This window comes from Methylobacterium sp. Leaf456 (genome assembly GCF_001425465.1).
GTDB lineage: Bacteria > Pseudomonadota > Alphaproteobacteria > Rhizobiales > Beijerinckiaceae > Methylobacterium.
Map to the genome: position 1 here is coordinate 67,104 of NZ_LMQV01000002.1, position 17,977 is coordinate 85,080.

The 17,977-nt window shown below is 71.3% G+C and carries 11 protein-coding genes; 5 read left to right on the forward strand and 6 right to left on the reverse strand.

The genetic code is table 11. The features are described 5' to 3' along the window. Positions 1-7: 7 nt before the first annotated feature. The 3 genes from ASG52_RS02445 to ASG52_RS02455 all read left to right on the forward strand — a co-directional run bounded on the left by ASG52_RS02445 (position 8) and on the right by ASG52_RS02455 (position 5,874). A complete protein-coding gene (locus ASG52_RS02445) occupies positions 8-3,148 on the forward strand; it encodes an efflux RND transporter permease subunit (RefSeq protein WP_056238545.1) in 3,141 nt (1,046 codons plus the stop codon). 205 nt (positions 3,149-3,353) lie between these two features. Continuing rightward, on the forward strand, positions 3,354-4,484 hold the full coding sequence (locus ASG52_RS02450) for an HD-GYP domain-containing protein (protein WP_056238548.1): 1,131 nt from the start codon (positions 3,354-3,356) through the stop codon (positions 4,482-4,484). A gap of 205 nt (positions 4,485-4,689) precedes the next feature. Continuing rightward, complete coding sequence (locus ASG52_RS02455; protein ID WP_056238550.1) at positions 4,690-5,874, forward strand: GGDEF domain-containing protein; 1,185 nt, start codon at positions 4,690-4,692, stop codon at positions 5,872-5,874. Positions 5,875-5,945: 71 nt separating this feature from the next. Here the strand turns inward: ASG52_RS02455 and ASG52_RS02460 are convergent, their stop codons facing one another. Continuing rightward, the gene (locus ASG52_RS02460) at positions 5,946-7,655 is read right to left on the reverse strand and encodes a DEAD/DEAH box helicase (protein WP_056238553.1); all 1,710 of its coding nucleotides are present in this window, start codon (positions 7,653-7,655) and stop codon (positions 5,946-5,948) included. Between the two features lie 230 nt (positions 7,656-7,885). Between ASG52_RS02460 and ASG52_RS02465 the strand changes: the two genes are divergently transcribed. Beyond that, entirely contained in the window at positions 7,886-9,322 is a 1,437-nt protein-coding gene (locus ASG52_RS02465; RefSeq protein ID WP_056238555.1) for an amino acid permease, read from the forward strand. Between the two features lie 178 nt (positions 9,323-9,500). On the opposite strand, the gene ASG52_RS02470 is transcribed toward ASG52_RS02465, so the two are convergent. Further along, positions 9,501-10,310, reverse strand: a complete 810-nt coding sequence (locus ASG52_RS02470; RefSeq protein ID WP_056238558.1) for an exodeoxyribonuclease III — start codon at positions 10,308-10,310, stop codon at positions 9,501-9,503. 155 nt (positions 10,311-10,465) lie between these two features. Here ASG52_RS02470 and ASG52_RS02475 point away from each other — a divergent pair, with 155 nt between their 5' ends. Next, complete coding sequence (locus ASG52_RS02475; protein ID WP_353612447.1) at positions 10,466-10,837, forward strand: GIY-YIG nuclease family protein; 372 nt, start codon at positions 10,466-10,468, stop codon at positions 10,835-10,837. A 175-nt stretch (positions 10,838-11,012) separates the two neighbouring features. Here ASG52_RS02475 and ASG52_RS02480 read toward each other — a convergent pair whose 3' ends face one another. The 4 genes from ASG52_RS02480 to ASG52_RS02495 form a co-directional block, all read right to left on the reverse strand. Then, positions 11,013-11,459, reverse strand: coding sequence for a BLUF domain-containing protein (locus tag ASG52_RS02480; protein WP_056238562.1), 447 nt, complete (start codon positions 11,457-11,459; stop codon positions 11,013-11,015). A gap of 17 nt (positions 11,460-11,476) precedes the next feature. Then, positions 11,477-13,111 (reverse strand): putative bifunctional diguanylate cyclase/phosphodiesterase, encoded by a 1,635-nt coding sequence (locus tag ASG52_RS02485; protein ID WP_056238563.1) that lies wholly within the window; start codon positions 13,109-13,111, stop codon positions 11,477-11,479. A gap of 402 nt (positions 13,112-13,513) precedes the next feature. Then, positions 13,514-14,473: a LolA family protein gene (locus ASG52_RS02490; protein ID WP_056238565.1), complete on the reverse strand. Its 960-nt coding sequence runs from the start codon at positions 14,471-14,473 to the stop codon at positions 13,514-13,516. Between the two features lie 161 nt (positions 14,474-14,634). Continuing rightward, complete coding sequence (locus ASG52_RS02495; protein ID WP_056239464.1) at positions 14,635-17,913, reverse strand: DNA translocase FtsK; 3,279 nt, start codon at positions 17,911-17,913, stop codon at positions 14,635-14,637. Positions 17,914-17,977: the final 64 nt, after the last annotated feature.

A 17,977-nucleotide genomic window follows, 5' to 3' on the forward strand; every position in this document is an offset into this window, starting at 1 on the left:
AGACGACATGCGCCTCGACATCTCGGCCTGGGCGATCCGCAAGCCGATTCCCTCGCTCGTCCTGTTCCTCGTGCTGATGGTGCTCGGCCTCGTCAGCTTCCGAAGCTTGCCGATCACGCGGTTTCCCAACATCGACATCCCGATCGTCTCGGTGACGATTACGCAATCGGGCGCCGCACCGTCCGAATTGCAGACCCAGGTGACGAAGTGGGTCGAGGATTCGGTGGCGGGTGTGAAGGGCGTCAAGCACATCCTCTCGACCATCTCGGAAGGCTCCTCGATCACCACGATCGAGTTCCGGCTGGAAACGAACCAGGACCGCGCCGTCAACGACGTGAAGGATGCGATCTCGAAGATCCGCATCAACCTGCCGCGCACCATCGACGAGCCGATCATCAGCCGCGTCGAGATCGCCGGCCTGCCGATCATGATCTACGGCGCCTCCGCGCCCGCGATGACGCCCGAGGACCTGTCGTGGTTCGTCGACGACGTGGTGGCGCGCCAGATCCAGGGGGTGAAGGGCGTCGGCGGCGTCGAGCGCCTCGGGGGCGTCGCCCGCGAGATCCGGGTGACGCTGAAGCCCGACCGGCTGCTGGCGCTGGGCATCACCGCGGCGGACGTGAATCGGCAACTGCGCCTGACGTCGGCCGACATGGCCGGGGGACGCGGGGAACTGGCGGGCTCCGAGCAGTCAATCCGGACGCTGGGCGGTTCGGCGAGCCTGGAGACGCTCGGGGCCACCTCCATCGTCGTGCCGGGGGGCCGCAAGGTGCGGCTCGACGAACTCGCGACCCTGATGGATTCGGCCGAGGAACCGCGCACCTTCGCCCGCTTCAACGGCGAGCCGGTGGTGGGCTTCGCGATCTCGCGGGCCATGGGGGCGAGCGACGCCGAGGTCTCGGTGGCGGTCGCCAAGCGCATCGAGGAACTGCACGCCGCCAACCCCAGCGTGCGCTTCGACCTGATCGACACCAGCGTGATCAACACGGTGGGCAACTACCACTCGGCGATGCTGAGCCTGCTCGAAGGGGCGGCGCTCGCCGTGATCGTGGTGTTCCTGTTCCTGCGCGACTGGCGCGCCACCCTGATCGCGGCGATCGCGCTGCCGCTCTCGGTGCTGCCGACCTTCTGGGTGATGAGCGCGCTCGGCTTCTCGCTCAACGCGGTCAGCCTGCTCGCCATCACGCTGGTGACCGGCATCCTCGTCGACGACGCCATCGTCGAGATCGAGAACATCGTCCGCCACATGCGGATGGGCAAATCGCCCTATCGCGCCGCGCTGGAGGCCGCCGACGAGATCGGGCTCGCGGTCATCGCCATCACCGCGACCATCATCGCGATCTTTGCCCCCGTTTCCTTCATGCCGGGCATCGCCGGGCAGTATTTCAAGCAGTTCGGGCTGACCATCGCGGCCGCCGTGTTCATGTCGCTGCTGGTCGCGCGCCTGATCACGCCGTTGCTCGCCGCCTACTTCCTGCGCGACCACGGCCCCGAGGACGAGCGGGAAGGGCCGGTGATGCGGCTCTACGGCCGGATCGTGGAATGGTCGGTGCGCCACAAATACGTGACGCTGGTGCTCGGCCTCGCGTGCTTTGCCGGTTCGATCGCGTCCACCAAGCTCCTGCCCGCGGGCTTCCTGCCGGCGGAGGACGCGGCGCGCACGATGTTCGTGGTGGAACTGCCCCCCGGCGCCCGGCTCGACGACACCAAGCGGGTCTCCGACGACATCGTCGCGACGATCCGAATGATGCCGGAAGTGAAGTCCGTCTTCGTCGATGGCGGGCGCCAGCTGCCGGGCAAGAAGGAGGTGAGGCTGGCCAGCCTCACCATCAACCTCACCCCGAAGAACACGCGCACGCTGACCCAGAAGCAGATCGACCTGAAGATCTCCGACCTCCTGCGGCAGGTGCCCGACATCCGCTTCTGGTCGCTGCAGGAGGGCGGACAGCGGGAGTTCGCCCTGATCGTGTCGGGGCCCGACAAGGACGTGGTGGCCGAGGTCGCCGCGCGCCTCCAGCGCGAGGCCATGGGCGTCCCCTACCTCGTCAACGTGATGTCGACGGCCCCGCTCGACCGCACCGAGATCCGCATCACCCCGAAGCCGGGGGTCGCCGCCGATCTTGGCGTCTCGACCGATCTCATCGCCGAGACGGTCCGCGTCGGCACCATCGGCGACATCGCGGCGAACCTCGCCAAGTTCAACGCGAAGGACCGCCAGATCCCGATCCGGGTCATGCTGCCCGAGCGTCTGCGCGGGCAACTGCCCGAGATCGAGACCCTGAAGGTACCGGTGAAGGCGGGCGCCGCGGTACCGCTCGCGACGGTGGCCGACCTCAAGCTCGGGCGGGGGCCGACCGCGATCGAGCGCTACGACCGCACCATCCGCGTCGCCATCGAGGGCGACCTCCAGGGCTCGGACGCGCTCGGCACCATCATCGATCAGGTGATGGCTTTGCCCGCCGCGACCAACCTGCCGGACGGCGTCACCATCAAGCAGACGGGCGACGCCGAGGTGATGGGCGAGGTGTTCGAGGGCTTCGCGCTCGCCATGGGCGCCGGCCTGATGATGGTGTTCGGCGTGCTGGTGCTGCTGTTCGGCAACTTCCTCCAGCCGCTGACCATCCTGTTCTCGCTGCCGCTCTCCATCGGCGGGGCGATCCTGGGCCTCCTCATCTTCCACATGCCGATCTCGATGCCGGTGGTGATCGGCATCCTGATGCTGATGGGCGTGGTGACGAAGAACGCGATCATGCTGGTGGACTTCGCCGTCGAGGAGACCGCCCGCGGCGTCGATCGCGTCACGGCCATCGTCGAGGCCGGCCGCAAGCGGGCGCGCCCGATCGTCATGACCACCATCGCCATGGCGGCCGGCATGGTGCCCTCGGCGATGGCGCTCGGCATCGGCGGCGAGTTCCGGGCGCCGATGGCGGTGGCGGTGATCGGCGGGCTGATCGTCTCGACCGGGCTGTCGCTGGTGTTCGTGCCGGCGATCTACCTCCTCGTCGACGACCTCTCGCGGCTGTTCGTGCGCCTGTTCGGCCGCTTCGTCGGCGCGACCGACGAGCCCGGCCCGGAGGCGGAGCCCTATCGCCCCCACCCGCCGGCCAACGAGCCCGCTTCGTTCGGGCGGCGCGTCGCCGCCGAGTAGCGGCAGCGCCCCGAGGCGTCTCGAATAAGAGCCGCCTCATAAGAATATGCCGCCAAGGTTGTATCGGCGCGCGGGTCCCCCGATCCGCGCGAATGCATCCGGGGGCGATCTACGTAGAAAACACCAAGTTTTTCTCAACACATTTATTACAGTCTCGCGGACGCCGCTTGCCCGAGTCCGAGGGCGCGCGGCCGACGGATGATCCATGAAGGACGATTCACAGGACCGATACGTCTGCCTCGTCTCGGATCGCCGGGAGCGGGCCGAGCGTCTGGCCTCGGGCATCGCCCTGGTCCAGCCCTGCCGGACGATCGAGCCCGGCGCCGCGCTGCCGATCGGGCATCCGGTCGCCTTCGTCATCGACATCGCCGCCGACCGGGCCGAGGCCGAGGGCGGCGCCTGGATCGGGCGGCTCGCCGGGCTGATCCGCGCGCGGGCGGTGCCCTGCCTCTATCTCGCCCGCGGCAACGCCGCCGGGGACGCGGCGGCCCGGCGGCTGTTCGGCGCCGCCGCGATGATCGATCCCCGCTCCGCCGGCATCGTGCCGACGCTGCTGCGCCTCGTCGAGGAGGCCCAGGCCCGCGCGAATCCGGGGGCGGCCTCCGTCGGCGGGCCGCGGGCGCGGGTCGGGACCGCCACGCGCCTCGTCACCCGGCTGTTCGACGCCGCCGCGGCAGGCCATCCGCCGAGCCCGGCCGTGGCGGAGGAGGGCACCGAGATCGTGCTCGACACGGTGTCCGAGGTCGGCATCCGCGCGTGGCTCGATCTCGTCTGGCGCCACGACATCTCGGTCTACCAGCATTCCTTGAGCGTGGCGGGCTTCGCCGCCGCCTTTGCCGCCGAACTCGGCCTGTCCGGAGCCGACCGGCGGCGGCTTGCCCGCGCCGCCCTGCTTCACGATATCGGCAAGGCGCTGATCCCCCGCGCCATCCTGGACAAACCCGGCCCGCTGACCCCGGAGGAGACGCGGGTGATGCAGACGCACGCCGACCTCGGCGCCGACCTCCTCGGCCGCGAGGCGGCCTACGCCCCCGAGATCCTCGACGTGGTGCGCCACCACCACGAGCGCCTCGACGGCTCGGGCTATCCCGAGGGCCTGACCGCGCCGCGGATCGGCGACCTCGTGCGGCTGGTGGCGATCTGCGACGTGCATTCGGCGCTGACCGAGCGCCGGGTCTACCGGCCGGCGATGAGCCACGCGCAGGCCTTCGCCCTTATGGAAGCCCAGGCCGGCCAGCTCGACCCCGACCTGCTGCGGGCCTACCGCCCCGTGGTCGAGCGTGCCGCGACGGGGGCCCCGAGCCTCGCCGTCGTCCCGGCCATCGCTGGCCGCTGACACAGATCAGACCCCGCCTTTGTCGGCAACCGAGGCCGCCTTGCGGGTCCGTTGCTTCGCGCGTTACCTGAAGCGGCGGCTCTGTTCCGGTCGTGTCGCCGGCCCACCTTGCAAAATACCTTTTCGTAACGACCCCGGACCTAGGATCGCCCCGGGGCCGGTTCGAGACCGGGAAGCCCGAACCGAGCACCGTCCGGGCCCTTCCATGCGCGACACCGAAAAGGTCTATTCCCCGCCGCGAACGCGGCTCGCGCGCTGGCTCGCCGAACCCGGCGCCGACGTGCCGGAACCGATCCGGCTCGCCCTGATCGCCAATCTCTACGGCACGCTGCCGATCTTCGTGGGTGGCGTGGCCAACACCATTCTGGTCGCCGCGGTGATCGCCGCCCGCCTGCCGACGCCGCCGATCCTGGCCTGGCTCGTGATGGAGGTGGCGGTCTGCCTCAGCCGGCTCGCCGTGCTGGTGGTGGCCGACCGCGCGGCGCGGGCGGGGCGCCCGACGCCGACCGACCTCAACCTCATGCTCGCCGTCGCCTGGGCGGGATGCCTCGGCTACGGCACCTTCGTCAGCCTCGTCTCGGGCGATTGGGTGGCCGCGACGCTCGCCTGCCTGTCCTCGGCCGCGATGGTCGGCGGCACGTGCTTCCGCAACTTCTCCGCTCCCCGGCTCACCGGCGTGATGATCGCGCTGACGCTGGGGCCCTGCTGCCTCGGGGCGGCGCTGTCGGGCGAGCCCCTGCTCGCCGTCACCTTCGTGCAGATCCCGTTCTATCTCCTGGCGATGACGAAGGCCGCCTACCGGCTCAACGGCCTCTTGGTCGCCACCATGCGGGCCGAGCGGGAGAACGCGGCGCTCGCCCTCCACGACGGGCTGACCGGCCTCGCCAATCGGGCCGGGCTGAACGCGGCGTTCGAGCGGCACGGGCACCGGGCGCCCGGCCTGCTCTATCTCGATCTCGACGGCTTCAAGGCGATCAACGACACCCATGGCCACGCGATGGGCGACCGGCTGCTGCGCAGCGTCGCCGAGCGCATCGCCGAGGCGGCCGGCTCCGAGGCGGTGGCGGCCCGGATCGGCGGCGACGAGTTCGTGGTGCTCTGCCCCGGACGGGCGCGCGGCGCCCTGATCGATCTCGGCGAGCGGCTGATCGCGCGGATCGCCGCGCCGCACCCGATCGGGCCGGACGGACAGGCGCTCGCGGTCGGCGCCAGCGTCGGCATCGCCACGGCGCCCGAGCACGGCACCGGCCTCGCCGCCCTGATGCGCGCGGCCGATTCCGCCCTCTACCGCGCCAAGTCGCTCGGCAAGGGCCGCTGCAGCGTCGCCTCGCGCAAGGCGGCGGAGTCCGTGTCCGAAGGGCCGCCCGAGGCGGAGCGGATGAGCGCCTGATCCGCGCCATCACGGCGCGGGTTCGTCCGGGGCGGACGAGGATGCGACCGCCCGTTTGAAACCCCAGAAAATCAGTGCTTCTGCGCCGTCTTGCCGACGACCTCGCGGCGGTGCTTGGCCGCCCGCGGGCTCTTGGGCGGCTTGCCGGGGGCGGGGGCTTCGCCCTGCATACGCTCGACGCGCACGTCCGGGGGGCCGCGGCGGGCGAAGGCGTCGGCGAAGGCGTCCGCCGCGCTGCCGCGGATCTCGAAGGTGGTCTCGCGGTCAAAGATGCGGATCGCGCCGATGTCGCCGCGGCCGATGCCGCCGCGGCGGGTCAGCATCGGCAGCAGGCGGCGCGGCTCGGCCCGGTCGCGCCGGCCCATGTTGAGCCGGAACCAGACGCCGGGCTCGTCGTCGCCGACGCGTGGGGCGCCGACGGGTGCGCCGATGCGGGGATCGGCGCGGCGCGGCGGCTCGAAGCCCGGATCGGTCACGTCCTCCGGCACGGGGATGCGCGAGCGGTAGAGCCGCGCCAGCGAGGCCGCGAGGCGCTCCGGCGGGAAGCGCTCCAAGAGCGCCTCGGCCCATTCCTTCTCCCAGTCGCGATCCTCGTCCGACTCGACTTCGGCGAGCAGCGGATCGGCCATCATCCGCTCGCGGTCGAGCACGCGGATCTCATCCGCGGTCGGCGGGCCGCTCCACTCGACGTTGACGCGGGCGACCGCGAACATCTGCTCGGCGCGCCGCCGCCGCGAGGCCGGCACCAGCACCACGCTGGTGCCTTTTCGCCCGGCGCGGCCGGTGCGGCCGGAGCGGTGCTGCATCACCTCGGCATCGTGGGGCAGGTCGGCGTGGATGACGAGATCGAGGCCCGGCAGGTCGATGCCGCGGGCGGCGACGTCGGTGGCCACGCAGACGCGGGCGCGGCCGTCGCGCAGCGCCTGGAGCGCGGCGTTGCGCTCGCCCTGGCCGAGTTCGCCCGAGAGCGCCACGGCGGAAAACCCGCGCTCGGTCAGCGAGGCCTGGAGATGGCGCACGCCGTCGCGGGTGTTGCAGAACACGATCGAGACCGGGGCATCGATGAAGCGCAGCACGTTGACGACGGCGTGCTCGACCTCGCGCGGCATGACGCGAACGGCGCGGTAGGCGATGTCGGCGTGGCCCCGCGTTTCGCCCGCGACCGCGAGGCGCAGGGCGTCGCGCTGGTAGCGCTCGGCCAGGGTGACGATGGCCTTCGGGAGCGTCGCCGAGAACAAGAGCGTGCGCCGCGCCGCGGGCGTCGCCGCGAGGATGAACTCGAGATCCTCGCGAAAGCCCATGTCGAGCATCTCGTCGGCCTCGTCGAGGACGACCGCCCGCAGGTTCTCGGTGACGAGGCGGCCGCGCTCCAGATGGTCGCGCAGGCGCCCCGGCGTGCCGACGACGATGTGGGTGCCGGCCTCCAGCGCGCGCGATTCCCGGCGCGGGTCCATGCCGCCGACATTCGCGATCACCCGCGCGCCGGTCTCGGCGTAGAGCCACATCAGCTCGCGCTGGACCTGAAGGGCGAGCTCGCGGGTCGGCGCGATGGCGAGCGCCAGCGGCGCGCCGGGCGGGGGCAGGGCCTCGTTCTCGTCGAGCAGGGTGCCCGCGATGGCGAGCCCGAAGGCGACGGTCTTGCCCGAGCCGGTCTGAGCCGAGACGAGCAGGTCGCGCCCGGCCTCGGCGTCGAGCACGGCCTGCTGGACGGGGGTCGGCTCGGCGTAGCTGCGCGCGTCGAGCGCCCGGGCGAGGGGAGTGGGAAGCGGCGGAAAGGGCAAGGGGTCGCCTTCACGGCCAAAGGGGCCGGATCGGGAATCGGTGGCCGCTTCTAGCGCCTCGAAGGCACGCCGACCACTACGCGGGCCGCGCGGCGGCGTTGCGCGGGGCCGAAGGCTCCCGGCCCGCGGCGCGGCCCGCTCCCTGCACCGTGACCCGATGTGGGCCGGGCCTCTCTCGCCAGAGCCCGCGAAACCCTCGTAACGTCCCGAATCGATCACACGAGGAGCGCATGGCCGACACGCCCCTGAGCGGACGCCTCGCCGACATCCCCGACGCGCGGGCGGACGAGCCGGAACTCGCAAAAAACCTCTCGGCCTTCAGCCTCGTCTGCATCGGCGTCGGCGCGACGGTCGGCGCCGGCATCTTCGTGCTGACCGGCACGGCCGCCGCGCATTACGCCGGGCCGGGCCTGATGCTGTCCTTCGTGCTCGGCGGCATCGCCAGCGGGCTCGTGGGCCTGTGCTACGCGGAACTCGCCGCGATGATGCCGGTGGCGGGGTCGAGCTATTCCTATGCGCGGGTCACCTTCGGGGCGCTGGCGGCCTGGATCGTCGGCTGGGACCTCGTGCTCGAATTCGCGCTCGCCGCCGCCACGGTCGCGGTCGGCTGGTCGGGCTACGCCCAGAGCCTGATGGCGGATGCGGGGCTCAGGCTCCCGGCGGCGCTCGCCGCCGCGCCGGGGGAGGGTGGGGTCGTCAACCTGCCCGCGGGGACAATCGTGCTGGCGCTGAGCGCGCTCCTGATCGCGGGCAATCGCGGGGCGTCGCGGGTCAACGCGGCGCTCGTCGCGCTGAAGGTCGCGATCATCCTGGCCTTCGTCGGAATCGGCGCAGGCCATCTGCGGCCCGAACTGTGGTCGCCCCTGGTGCCGCCGAACGAGGGCGCGTTCGGCGCCTTCGGCTGGAGCGGGATCTTCCGCGGGGCTGGGGTGGTGTTCTTCGCCTATGTCGGCTTCGAGACCATCGCCACCGCGGCGGGCGAGACCCGCAACCCGCAGCGCGACGCGCCCATCGGCATCCTCGGCGCGCTGATCGTCACGAGCCTGCTCTACATCGCGGTCGCGGGGGTACTGACCGGGCTGGTGCCCTATCGCGAACTCGCCGTGCCGGACCCGATCGCCAAGGCCATCGACGCCACCGGGCTCGCCGGTTTTGCGCTGGCCATCAAGGTCGGGGCGCTCTTGGGGCTGACCACCGCGACGCTCACCGCCCTCTACGGGCAGGCGCGCATCTTCTACGCCATGGCCCGCGACCGGATGCTGCCCGACTTCTTTGCCTCTGTGCATCCGCGGTGGCGGACACCCTGGGCGTCCCAAGGCTTGATCGGCGCGGTGACGGCGCTGGTCGCGGCTTTGGTGCCGATCGACGTGCTCGGCGAACTCGTCAGCATCGGCACGCTGCTGGCCTTCGGGCTCGTCTGCGCCAGCGTGTTGATCCTGCGCCGGACCGAGCCGGAGCGTCCGCGCCCGTTCCGGGTGCCGGGCGGGCCGACCGTGCCGGTTCTGGGGATTCTCGCCTGCCTCGCCCTGATGGCGAGCCTGCCGGGCGACACGTGGCTACGGCTGGCCGCCTGGCTCGCCGTCGGGCTGGCGATCTGGTTCGGCTACGGCCGGGCCCGGAACCAAAACGGCCCGGATCGAGTGATCCGGGCCGGAGACAATCAGTAGGAGCGGTGGGACGGGCCGGTGTGGCGGCCCCCGCCGAAGCGGCGGCGGGCCCACGAGATGGCCTTGGGCAGCAGGAAGACGACGAGGATCTGGCGCAGGATGCCACGCATGCGGGGCTGGTCTCCGTTCGAACGGTTGAGTTGTCAGTCCAATGCCGGAAGGGGCCTGCGCGTTCCGCCTAGAGTTCGAGCGTGAGCGTCACCGGCGCGTGGTCCGACGGCTTGTCCCAGCCGCGCGCCTCGCGAAACACCTCGACCCGGTGCACCGTGCCGGCGAGATCGGGCGAGACCCAGGCGTGGTCGAGGCGCCGTCCCTTGTTGGCCGCGGCCCAATCGGGCGAGCGGTAGCTCCACCACGTGTAGATCTTCTCTGGCTCCGGGGTGAGGAGGCGGGCGGCGTCGATCCAGCCGGCCTCGCCGCGCAGGGTCTCCAAAGCCTCGGTCTCGACGGGGGTGTGGCTCACCACGTCGAGCAACTGCTTGTGGGACCAGACATCGTGCTCCAGCGGCGCGACGTTGAGGTCGCCCACGAGGATCGCCGGCCCGGCGACGCGGCGCCCGCCCCAGGCGCGCAGTTCGCCCAGGAAATCGAGCTTGTGCGCGAATTTCGGGTTCAGGTCGCGATGGGGCACGTCGCCCCCGGCCGGCACGTAGAAATCGTGCAGCACGATACCGGCGGCCTGTCCCGCCTCGGGCCCGAGCGCCGCCGATATGTGGCGGGCGTCCGGCCGTTCGCAAAAACTCATGACCTCGCGGGTCAGGAGCGGGAAGCGCGAGAGGATGGCGACGCCGTTATAGCCCTTCTGGCCGGCGAACACGACGTTCTCGTAGCCCGTCCCGTTGAGCGCTTTCAGCGGAAACAGCTCGTCCGGGCACTTGGTCTCCTGCAGGCACAGCACGTCGGGCCGCACCGCGCGCAGGAAGCGCAGCACGGACTCGATGCGCAGCCGCACCGAGTTGATGTTCCAGGTCGTGACGGTGAGGCGCACGGGACAAGCCTGAGGAGCGGGGGCGACCCGCTCCGATAACCGAGGCCGGGCAAATCGAAAACAGCCGCGCTCGGTCGGTGTGGAATCACCGAAGTCTACCGTAACCCTCCATCGTCATTCCGGGGCCGCGCAGCGGAACCCGGAATCCACCCGCGATGCGCGGCGGAAGCTGGGTATTGCAGCGAACCATGGTTTCCGGGTTCGCCTATCGGCGTCTGCGAATCGCGGTGGAGGATAGCTTGGTCTGTGCCGTCTACCTCCTGGCGCACAAGCGGGACGGCACGCTCTATCTCGGTGTCACGAGCAACCTGTCTCGGCGCATCTGGGAGCACAAGACGAAGACGGCACCGGGCTTCACCGCGCGTCACGCCGTCGATCGCCTCGTCTGGTACGAGGTCTACGATCGGATCGATGAAGCCATTGCCCGCGAGAAAGCGATCAAGAAATGGCACCGCGCCTGGAAGGTCGCGCTGATCGAGGCGATGAACCCGGATTGGGACGATCTTTACGGTCGGCTGAATGCCTGACCGGTCCGTGCATCGTCCATACCCTCTCGACGCTTACTGTCCTGGGACCGCACCACGGAACCTGGGATCCATGAGCGGCCCAACGCTTCGTGTGGCTGGCCGTGCATCACGGGTGGATTCCGGGTTCCGCTGCGCGGCCCCGGAATGACGGCGGTGGTTACTTATGAGGCTCCCGTCAGGCCGCGATGGCCGCCTCCTCCTCCAGGGCGAGGCCGTGCAGCACGGCGCAGAGGCGGTCGCCGGTCATGCGGGCGATGTCGAAGCCGCTCGTATCCGCGACGTCGCCGTAGCGGTCGGCCTCGGCTTTCGACGCGCCGACATAGGCCATCGACCAGTCGGTGAAGAGGCGGCTCTCGACCGCTTCGTAGGCGAGCAGCGCAACGTCGCCGTGGCGCTCGTCCTGCTGGATGCGCTCGAAGGTGGCCTCCACCGCGTCGCTCGGGCCCTCCAGCACCTGCGCGAAGCAGCCGGCGTTGAACATCAGCGCGCCGGTGACGCCGACGCGGGCGTTGTTGATCCGGCTCGTGGCGAGGATGGCGCGGATCGTGGCGTCCACGGCCTCGGGCGCGCCCGCGGTGCGGTTGCGGCTGTAATAGACGAGACGGCGCAAATCGTCGGTCATGGGGGCCTCGCGGCAGGTCAGATGAGCAGGGCGGCGGCTTGGTCGGCGGGCATCGGGCGGCCGGTGAGGTAGCCCTGGACCTCGGTGCAGCCCTCGGCGCGGATCGCGTCGAGCTGGTCGGCGGTCTCGACCCCTTCGGCGGTGATGCGCATGCCGAGGCTCGCGCCGAGCCGGGCGATGGCCCGCACGATCGCCCCGCACTCGGCGCTGCCGGCCATGCCGCGCACGAAGGACTGGTCGATCTTGATCTTGTCGAAGGGGAATTTCTGCAGGTAGCTCAGGGACGAGTAGCCGGTGCCGAAATCGTCCATCGAGATGCGCACGCCCAGCCCCCGCAGGCCGTTCAGCACGGTGAGTACCCCGTCGGTGTCGTCGAGGAGCGCGCCCTCGGTGATCTCCAGCTCCAACCGAGCCGGGTCGAGGCCGGTCTGGGCCAGGACCAGCATCACGGTCTCGACCAGCTTGCCGCCGCGGAACTGGATCGGCGACAGGTTGACCGCGATCGAGACCGGCTGCGCCCACGAGGCGGCCTCGCGGCAGGCGGTGCGCAGGGCCCACTCGCCGATGCCGACGATGATGCCGATTTCTTCGGCGAGCGGGATGAAGGTCGCGGGCGAGATCGGCCCGCGCTCGGGATGGTGCCAGCGCAGCAGCGCCTCGAAGCCCGACACCGCGCCGGTCTCCAGGCTGATCTGCGGCTGGAAGGCCAGGGTGAACTGCTTCAGCGCGAGCGCCCGGCGCAGGTCGATCTCCAGACTGCGGCGGGCCTGCACCGCGGCGTTCATCGCCGGCTCGAAGAAGCGGTAGGTGGCCCGCCCGTCGGCCTTGGCGCGGTAGAGCGCGAGGTCGGCGTGCTTCAGGAGGTCGTCGGCCCCGCGCCCGTCGGCGGGATAGAGGGCGATGCCGACGCTCGCGCCGACATTGAGCATCTGGCCGTCCAGCACGTAGGTGCGCCCGACGAGATCGACGAGGCGGGCGGCCAGCGCCTCGGCCGCCCGAGACTGGTCGGCGCCGGCCCGGCCGACCTGCACCAGGGCGAACTCGTCGCCGCCGAGGCGGGCGATCACGTCCTCCCGGCGGGCGGCGTTGCGCAGGCGCTCGGCGACCTTGCGCAGCAGCGCGTCGCCGACCGGATGGCCGAGCGTGTCGTTGACCGCCTTGAACCGGTCGAGGTCGAGCAGGAGCACCGCCAGCGGCGCGCCGACCCGCTCGGCGGCGGCGAGTTCCGCGCCGAGGCGCTCGTGCAGCTCGGCGCGGTTGCACAGGCCGGTCAGGGGCTCCAGCCGGGCCAGCGCCGCGCTGCGGACATGCTCGGTCACGTCGTCGAAGGTGAGCGCGAAGCCGCCGCTGGACAGGGGCGCCAAAGCCGCCTCGACGCGGCGCCCTCCGTCGAGGGCGAGGCCTTCGCGGGCCGGGCGGCCGGCGCGCAGGGCCTCGTCCAGGGCCTGCGGCTCGGCCGCGCCGCGGGCGGCGAACAGGGCGGCGAGGGTGCGCCCGACCGGCATGCTCCCTGCGAACAGGACCACGGCGCGGTCGTTGGCGAAGGTCACGGTGCCGCCCGCGTCGAGCAGGAGCAGGGGCGTGGCCATCTCGGCGAGCGCCGCCTCGAACGGGCCGGCGGAGCGGGACGTCACGGCGGAGGGGGCGGGCATGCGGCCGGGTCACGTCTCGGATGACGCCGCCTGAGCGTGGCGGCGCCGTCATTGAACGGCCGAGACTTGAAGGGACTGTTAAATTTGCCCGCCGGGTCAAGCGTAGTCCCGAATCTATTCGGGATTTCCATAGTTTCGAGAGTAACCTAAGAGGCTTTTCAGAGAGCCGATAACCTATGGTACGGCCCTGAGCGTCCTTCGACACCGTCCCCGATCGATCCCTTCGGCCCACCCACTCCCCTCATCCTGAGGTGCGGAGCCGAAGGCGAAGCCTCGAAGGAGGGCGTCCCAGGGATCGCGCGGCTGGCGGGAGCCCTCCTTCGAGGCCCGCTGCGCGGGCACCTCAGGATGAGGGGAGTGGGTGGGAGGCGGCTCTCTGCAAATGCCGCCTCGAACCCGCTCTCAGGGGTTCTGCCCCTGGAGCTGGCGCTGGATCGCCTTGTCCTCGGCGCGGCCGTAATTGATGAAGAACATCGACTGATCGACCGCCTTGCCCTTCTGCAGGTTGGTGAGCTGGACCGTGGTGAGGTAGCCCTGCGGATCGGTGATCCGCCACTGCGACAGGGTCTTCATCTCGGCATCGAAATAGAGCTGGATCTTCGAGGTGCCGCCGAGCGTCGAGCGGTCTTCGAGCGCGATGCGCACGCCGCCCGGATCGTTCGTCACCTCCGTGACCGTGAGGTCGCGGGCGAGGTCCATCTTCTCGCGCAGCAGGAATTTCAGCGGCGTCTGCGAGATGAAGTAGAGATCCTGAGTGTTGAGCTTGCGGTCGCGCACCGCCACCGAGGTGCCGTCGGCCACCACTTCCAGCGGCGAGGGCTGGTCGTACTCGAAGCGGAGCCGCCCGGGCTTGACCAGCGAGAGCTTGCCGCCGATGCGCCGCCCGTCGGCGCCGATCTGGATGAACGAGCCGGTCAGCGTCTGGAAGCTGTTGAAGTAGGCGTTGGCCCCGGCGACGATCTGGGCCGGGTCGGCGTCCTGCAGCGAGGCGCCGAGGTTCGGCGCGCCGACCGCCGCGACGCGGGTGCCCGTGGGCGCCGCCGCCGTCGTGGGGGCGGGCGCGGCGGGCTTGCCCGCCGCCTTGATACTGCCGGTCTTGTCCTGGGTTTTATCTTGGGACTTGTCGGTTGCCGCCGCCTTCTCCTTGGCGGGTTTGGCCGGCTTCTCGGCCTTCTTCGGTGCCGCGGGGGCGGCCTCCGGCTCGGGCTCCGGCGCCGCGGGCGGGGCCGGCGGCTCCTCCTTCCGGCCGAACAGGCCGTCGAGGAAGGACGAGACCTGGGCGCTCGCCGGCTGCGGCTGGAGCGCCAGCGCGGCCATCACGAGCAGCGGACCGGCGGCGGGGCGGAAGCGTCGGCCAGTCATCGTGTGGGCATCTCCCAGGGTGCGGGCGTGGGGGCCGGGCGGGGCGGCCCCGTCGGGTGCGGACAGGCCTCGGCGCCGAGGGGGCGCCAAGGGTCCGAAATCGTGACCTGCGATAGAGCCGGCCCCTGTGGCGAATATGCGACGGGGGCCGGATTTGGGTTCTACTCGTCGTCGTAGCCGCCGGTCGGGGCACCGGCGAGGCCTTCGACGAGGATCTCGCGTTTCCCGGCATGGTTGGCCGGGCCGACGATGCCCTCGATCTCCATCCGCTCCATGATCGAGGCGGCGCGGTTGTAGCCGATCTGGAGGCGGCGCTGGATGTAGCTCGTCGAGGCCTTGCGGTCGCGCAGCACCACGGCGATGGCCTGCTCGTAGAGTTCGCCGCCTTCCGCCCCCGCGGTCGCCGCGAAGGCGCCGATGTCGAAGACCGGGGCGTCCGCCTCCTCGACCTCGGCGAAGTCGTCCTTCTCGGCCTTGGCGGCCGCCGCCTTCGCGCCCTTGGCGGGCTTTTCCGGCTGGTCGGACGAGCCGTCGTCAGCGGTGACGGCCTCCAAATACGAGGGCCGGCCCTGGCGCTTGAGGTGCGCCACCACGGTCTCGACTTCCGAGTCCGAGCAGAACGGGCCGTGGACGCGGGTGGTGCGCCCGCCGCCGGCCATGAACAGCATGTCGCCCTGGCCCAGCAGCTGCTCGGCGCCCATCTCGCCCAGGATCGTGCGGCTATCGATCTTGCTCGTCACCTGGAAGGAGATGCGGGTCGGGAAGTTCGCCTTGATCGTGCCGGTGATGACATCGACCGAGGGGCGCTGCGTCGCCATGATCAGGTGGATGCCGGCCGCGCGCGCCATCTGGGCGAGCCGCTGGATCGCGCCCTCGATGTCCTTGCCGGCCACCATCATCAGGTCGGCCATCTCGTCGACCACGATGACGATGTAGGGGAGGGCGGAGCGATCCATCTCCTGCTCCTCGAACACCGCCTCGCCGGTGGTGCGGTCGAAGCCGGTCTGGACCGTGCGGGTGATGATCTCGTCCCGCTCGCGCGCTTCCTTCATCCGGGCATTGTACCCGTCGATGTTGCGCACGCTGATCTTCGACATCTTCTTGTAGCGCTCCTCCATCTCGCGCACGGCCCATTTGAGGGCGATGACCGCCTTCTTCGGGTCGATGACGACGGGGGAGAGCAGGTGCGGGATGCCGTCGTAGACCGACAGTTCCAGCATCTTGGGATCGACCATGATCAGGCGGCACTCTTCGGGCTTGAGCCGGTAGAGCAGCGACAGGATCATGGTGTTGATGGCGACCGACTTGCCGGAACCCGTCGTGCCGGCCACCAGCAGGTGCGGCATCCGGGCGAGGTCGGCGATGATCGGCTCGCCGCCGATGTTCTTGCCGAGGCAGAGCGCGAGCTTGTGCTTGGTCTCGACGAAATCGACCGAGGCCAGGAGTTCGCGCAGATACACGGTCTCGCGCACTTGGTTCGGCAGCTCGATGCCGATGACGTTGCGGCCCGGCACCACGGCGACGCGGGCGGAGACGGCGGACATCGAGCGGGCGATGTCGTCCGACAGGCCGATGACGCGGCTCGACTTGGTGCCGGGCGCCGGCTCCAGCTCGTAGAGGGTGACCACGGGCCCCGGACGAACGGCGAGGATGTCGCCGCGGACGCCGAAGTCCTGAACGGTCTGCTGGAGGTTGAGGGCGTTCTGCTCCAACTCGTCGGCATCGACCTCCTCGCCGTCGGGCAGCGGCGGCTCGGCCAGGAGTTCGAGCGAGGGCAGGGTGTAGTCGGCATTGCCGACGAAGGTCATCTCCAGATGGCGGCCGGCCGGGATCAGGGCCGGGCGCTCGGGCAGATACGCGCGGGGGCGGTTCTCGGCCTCGACGGCGACGGGGGCAGGGGCGACCTCTTGGGCCGGCTCCTCGACGACGGGCTCGGAGGTCGCCTCGATGGCGGGCTCCTCGAACGCCTCGACGATCAGGGTGGCCTCGTCGGCGGGGGCGGCCTTGCTGCGCAGCAGGACCGGGCGGGCGGGGATCGTCAGCGGCTGGACCGCGGCGACCGTCTGGGCCGGCACCGGCTGCGGAGCGAACACCTCCGGCTGGACCAAGATGTCCTGCGGGGCAGGGGAGGGGGCCGCCTCCGCGACGGCGGCGGGCGCCTCGGCCGTGACGAAGCCGGGGCCGCTCAAAGCCTCGTCGATGTCGGCGGGGAAGATCGCGGCGCGGGCCGCCATGGCGTGGAGCCGGCGGCGCGGGGCCGCGGCGAAGGCGGGCCGCTCCGCGACCGGGGCGACGGCTTCGACCGTAGCTGCCTCGACTTGGACAGCCTCGACTTGGACAGCCTCGACCGGCGTCGTCTCAACGGGCGCCGAGACGGCGGTGAAGTCTTCGATGAACGACGCCTCGACGGCCACAATCTCAGGCGCCTGGACCTCGGGCGCCTGCGCCCCGACGACCCGGACCTCGACCACCTGCCCCTCGGCGGGGCCGAACCAGCCGTGCAGCTCCGACCAATCGGGCACGTCGGCCCAGTCGGACGGCTCGGCCGGGACCGGCGGGATGAACGGCGCGTCGAAGGCCGCCTCGACGGGCAGGGCCACGGCGTCGATCGTCACGGGCTCGGGCAGCACCTCGGCGACCGGGGCCGGCGCAGCGGGCTTCGGGCGGCGGTCGGGGGTGCGGAAGAAGCGCACGCCCGGCGGCGGCACGAACGGGCGGCGCCAGCTCGGCACGCCGTCCATCGACTCCACGGTCTGCGCGGCGAGCGCCCGGGCGGATTCTTCCGCCCGCACGGCGGCGGCCTCGGCCTCGCGCTCGGCGGCCTCGATGGCGGCCAGACGCGCCTGCTCGGCCTCGCGCGCCGCCGCCTCGGCGGCGGCTTGCGCGTCGAGCAGGGCCTGGGCGCGGCTTTGCGCCTCGCGCTCGGCCTCCAGCGCCCGGCGGCGGCGCTCCATCAGCACCGGATCGGGCGTGCGGGTGAAGCGCACGGCGGGCTCGGGGTTGAGCTGCGGCATCGCCTGGGCGAGCCCCTGCTGCATCGCGTGGACGGCGGGCATCGGCGCCGCCTCGGGGGCGATGGAAGCGGGGCGGCGGGGCGTGCGCACGAGGATGCCGGGCCCGGAGGCGCGGGTGTCGATTCGGCTCTCGAAGGCCGGCTCGGCCTGATCCGCGTAAGCCTCGTAGGGGCGGGCAGGGGTGGGCATCTCGAAGGAAGGCTCCTGTGTCTCCCAATCCTGCTGCGCGGGCCCGCGGCCGAGCATGGCGCCCGGCGGCACGAGCCAGCTCGGCATCGCGCCGGCCTCGAACCCGTCCGGGCCGGGCAGCGCCGGATCGGTCGCGTGCGGGTGAGCGAGGGGATGCGGCAGGGCGCGTGGCAGCGCCCGCGGCGGGGCGGGCGGCGCGCCGACGAAGCGCCGGGTGAGGTTGGACCGCAGGTTCATCAGCCGGTGGGCGAGGCCGCCCGCCGAGAGATCGAGACGGTCGCCGCCGCGGCTCGGCCGCGAC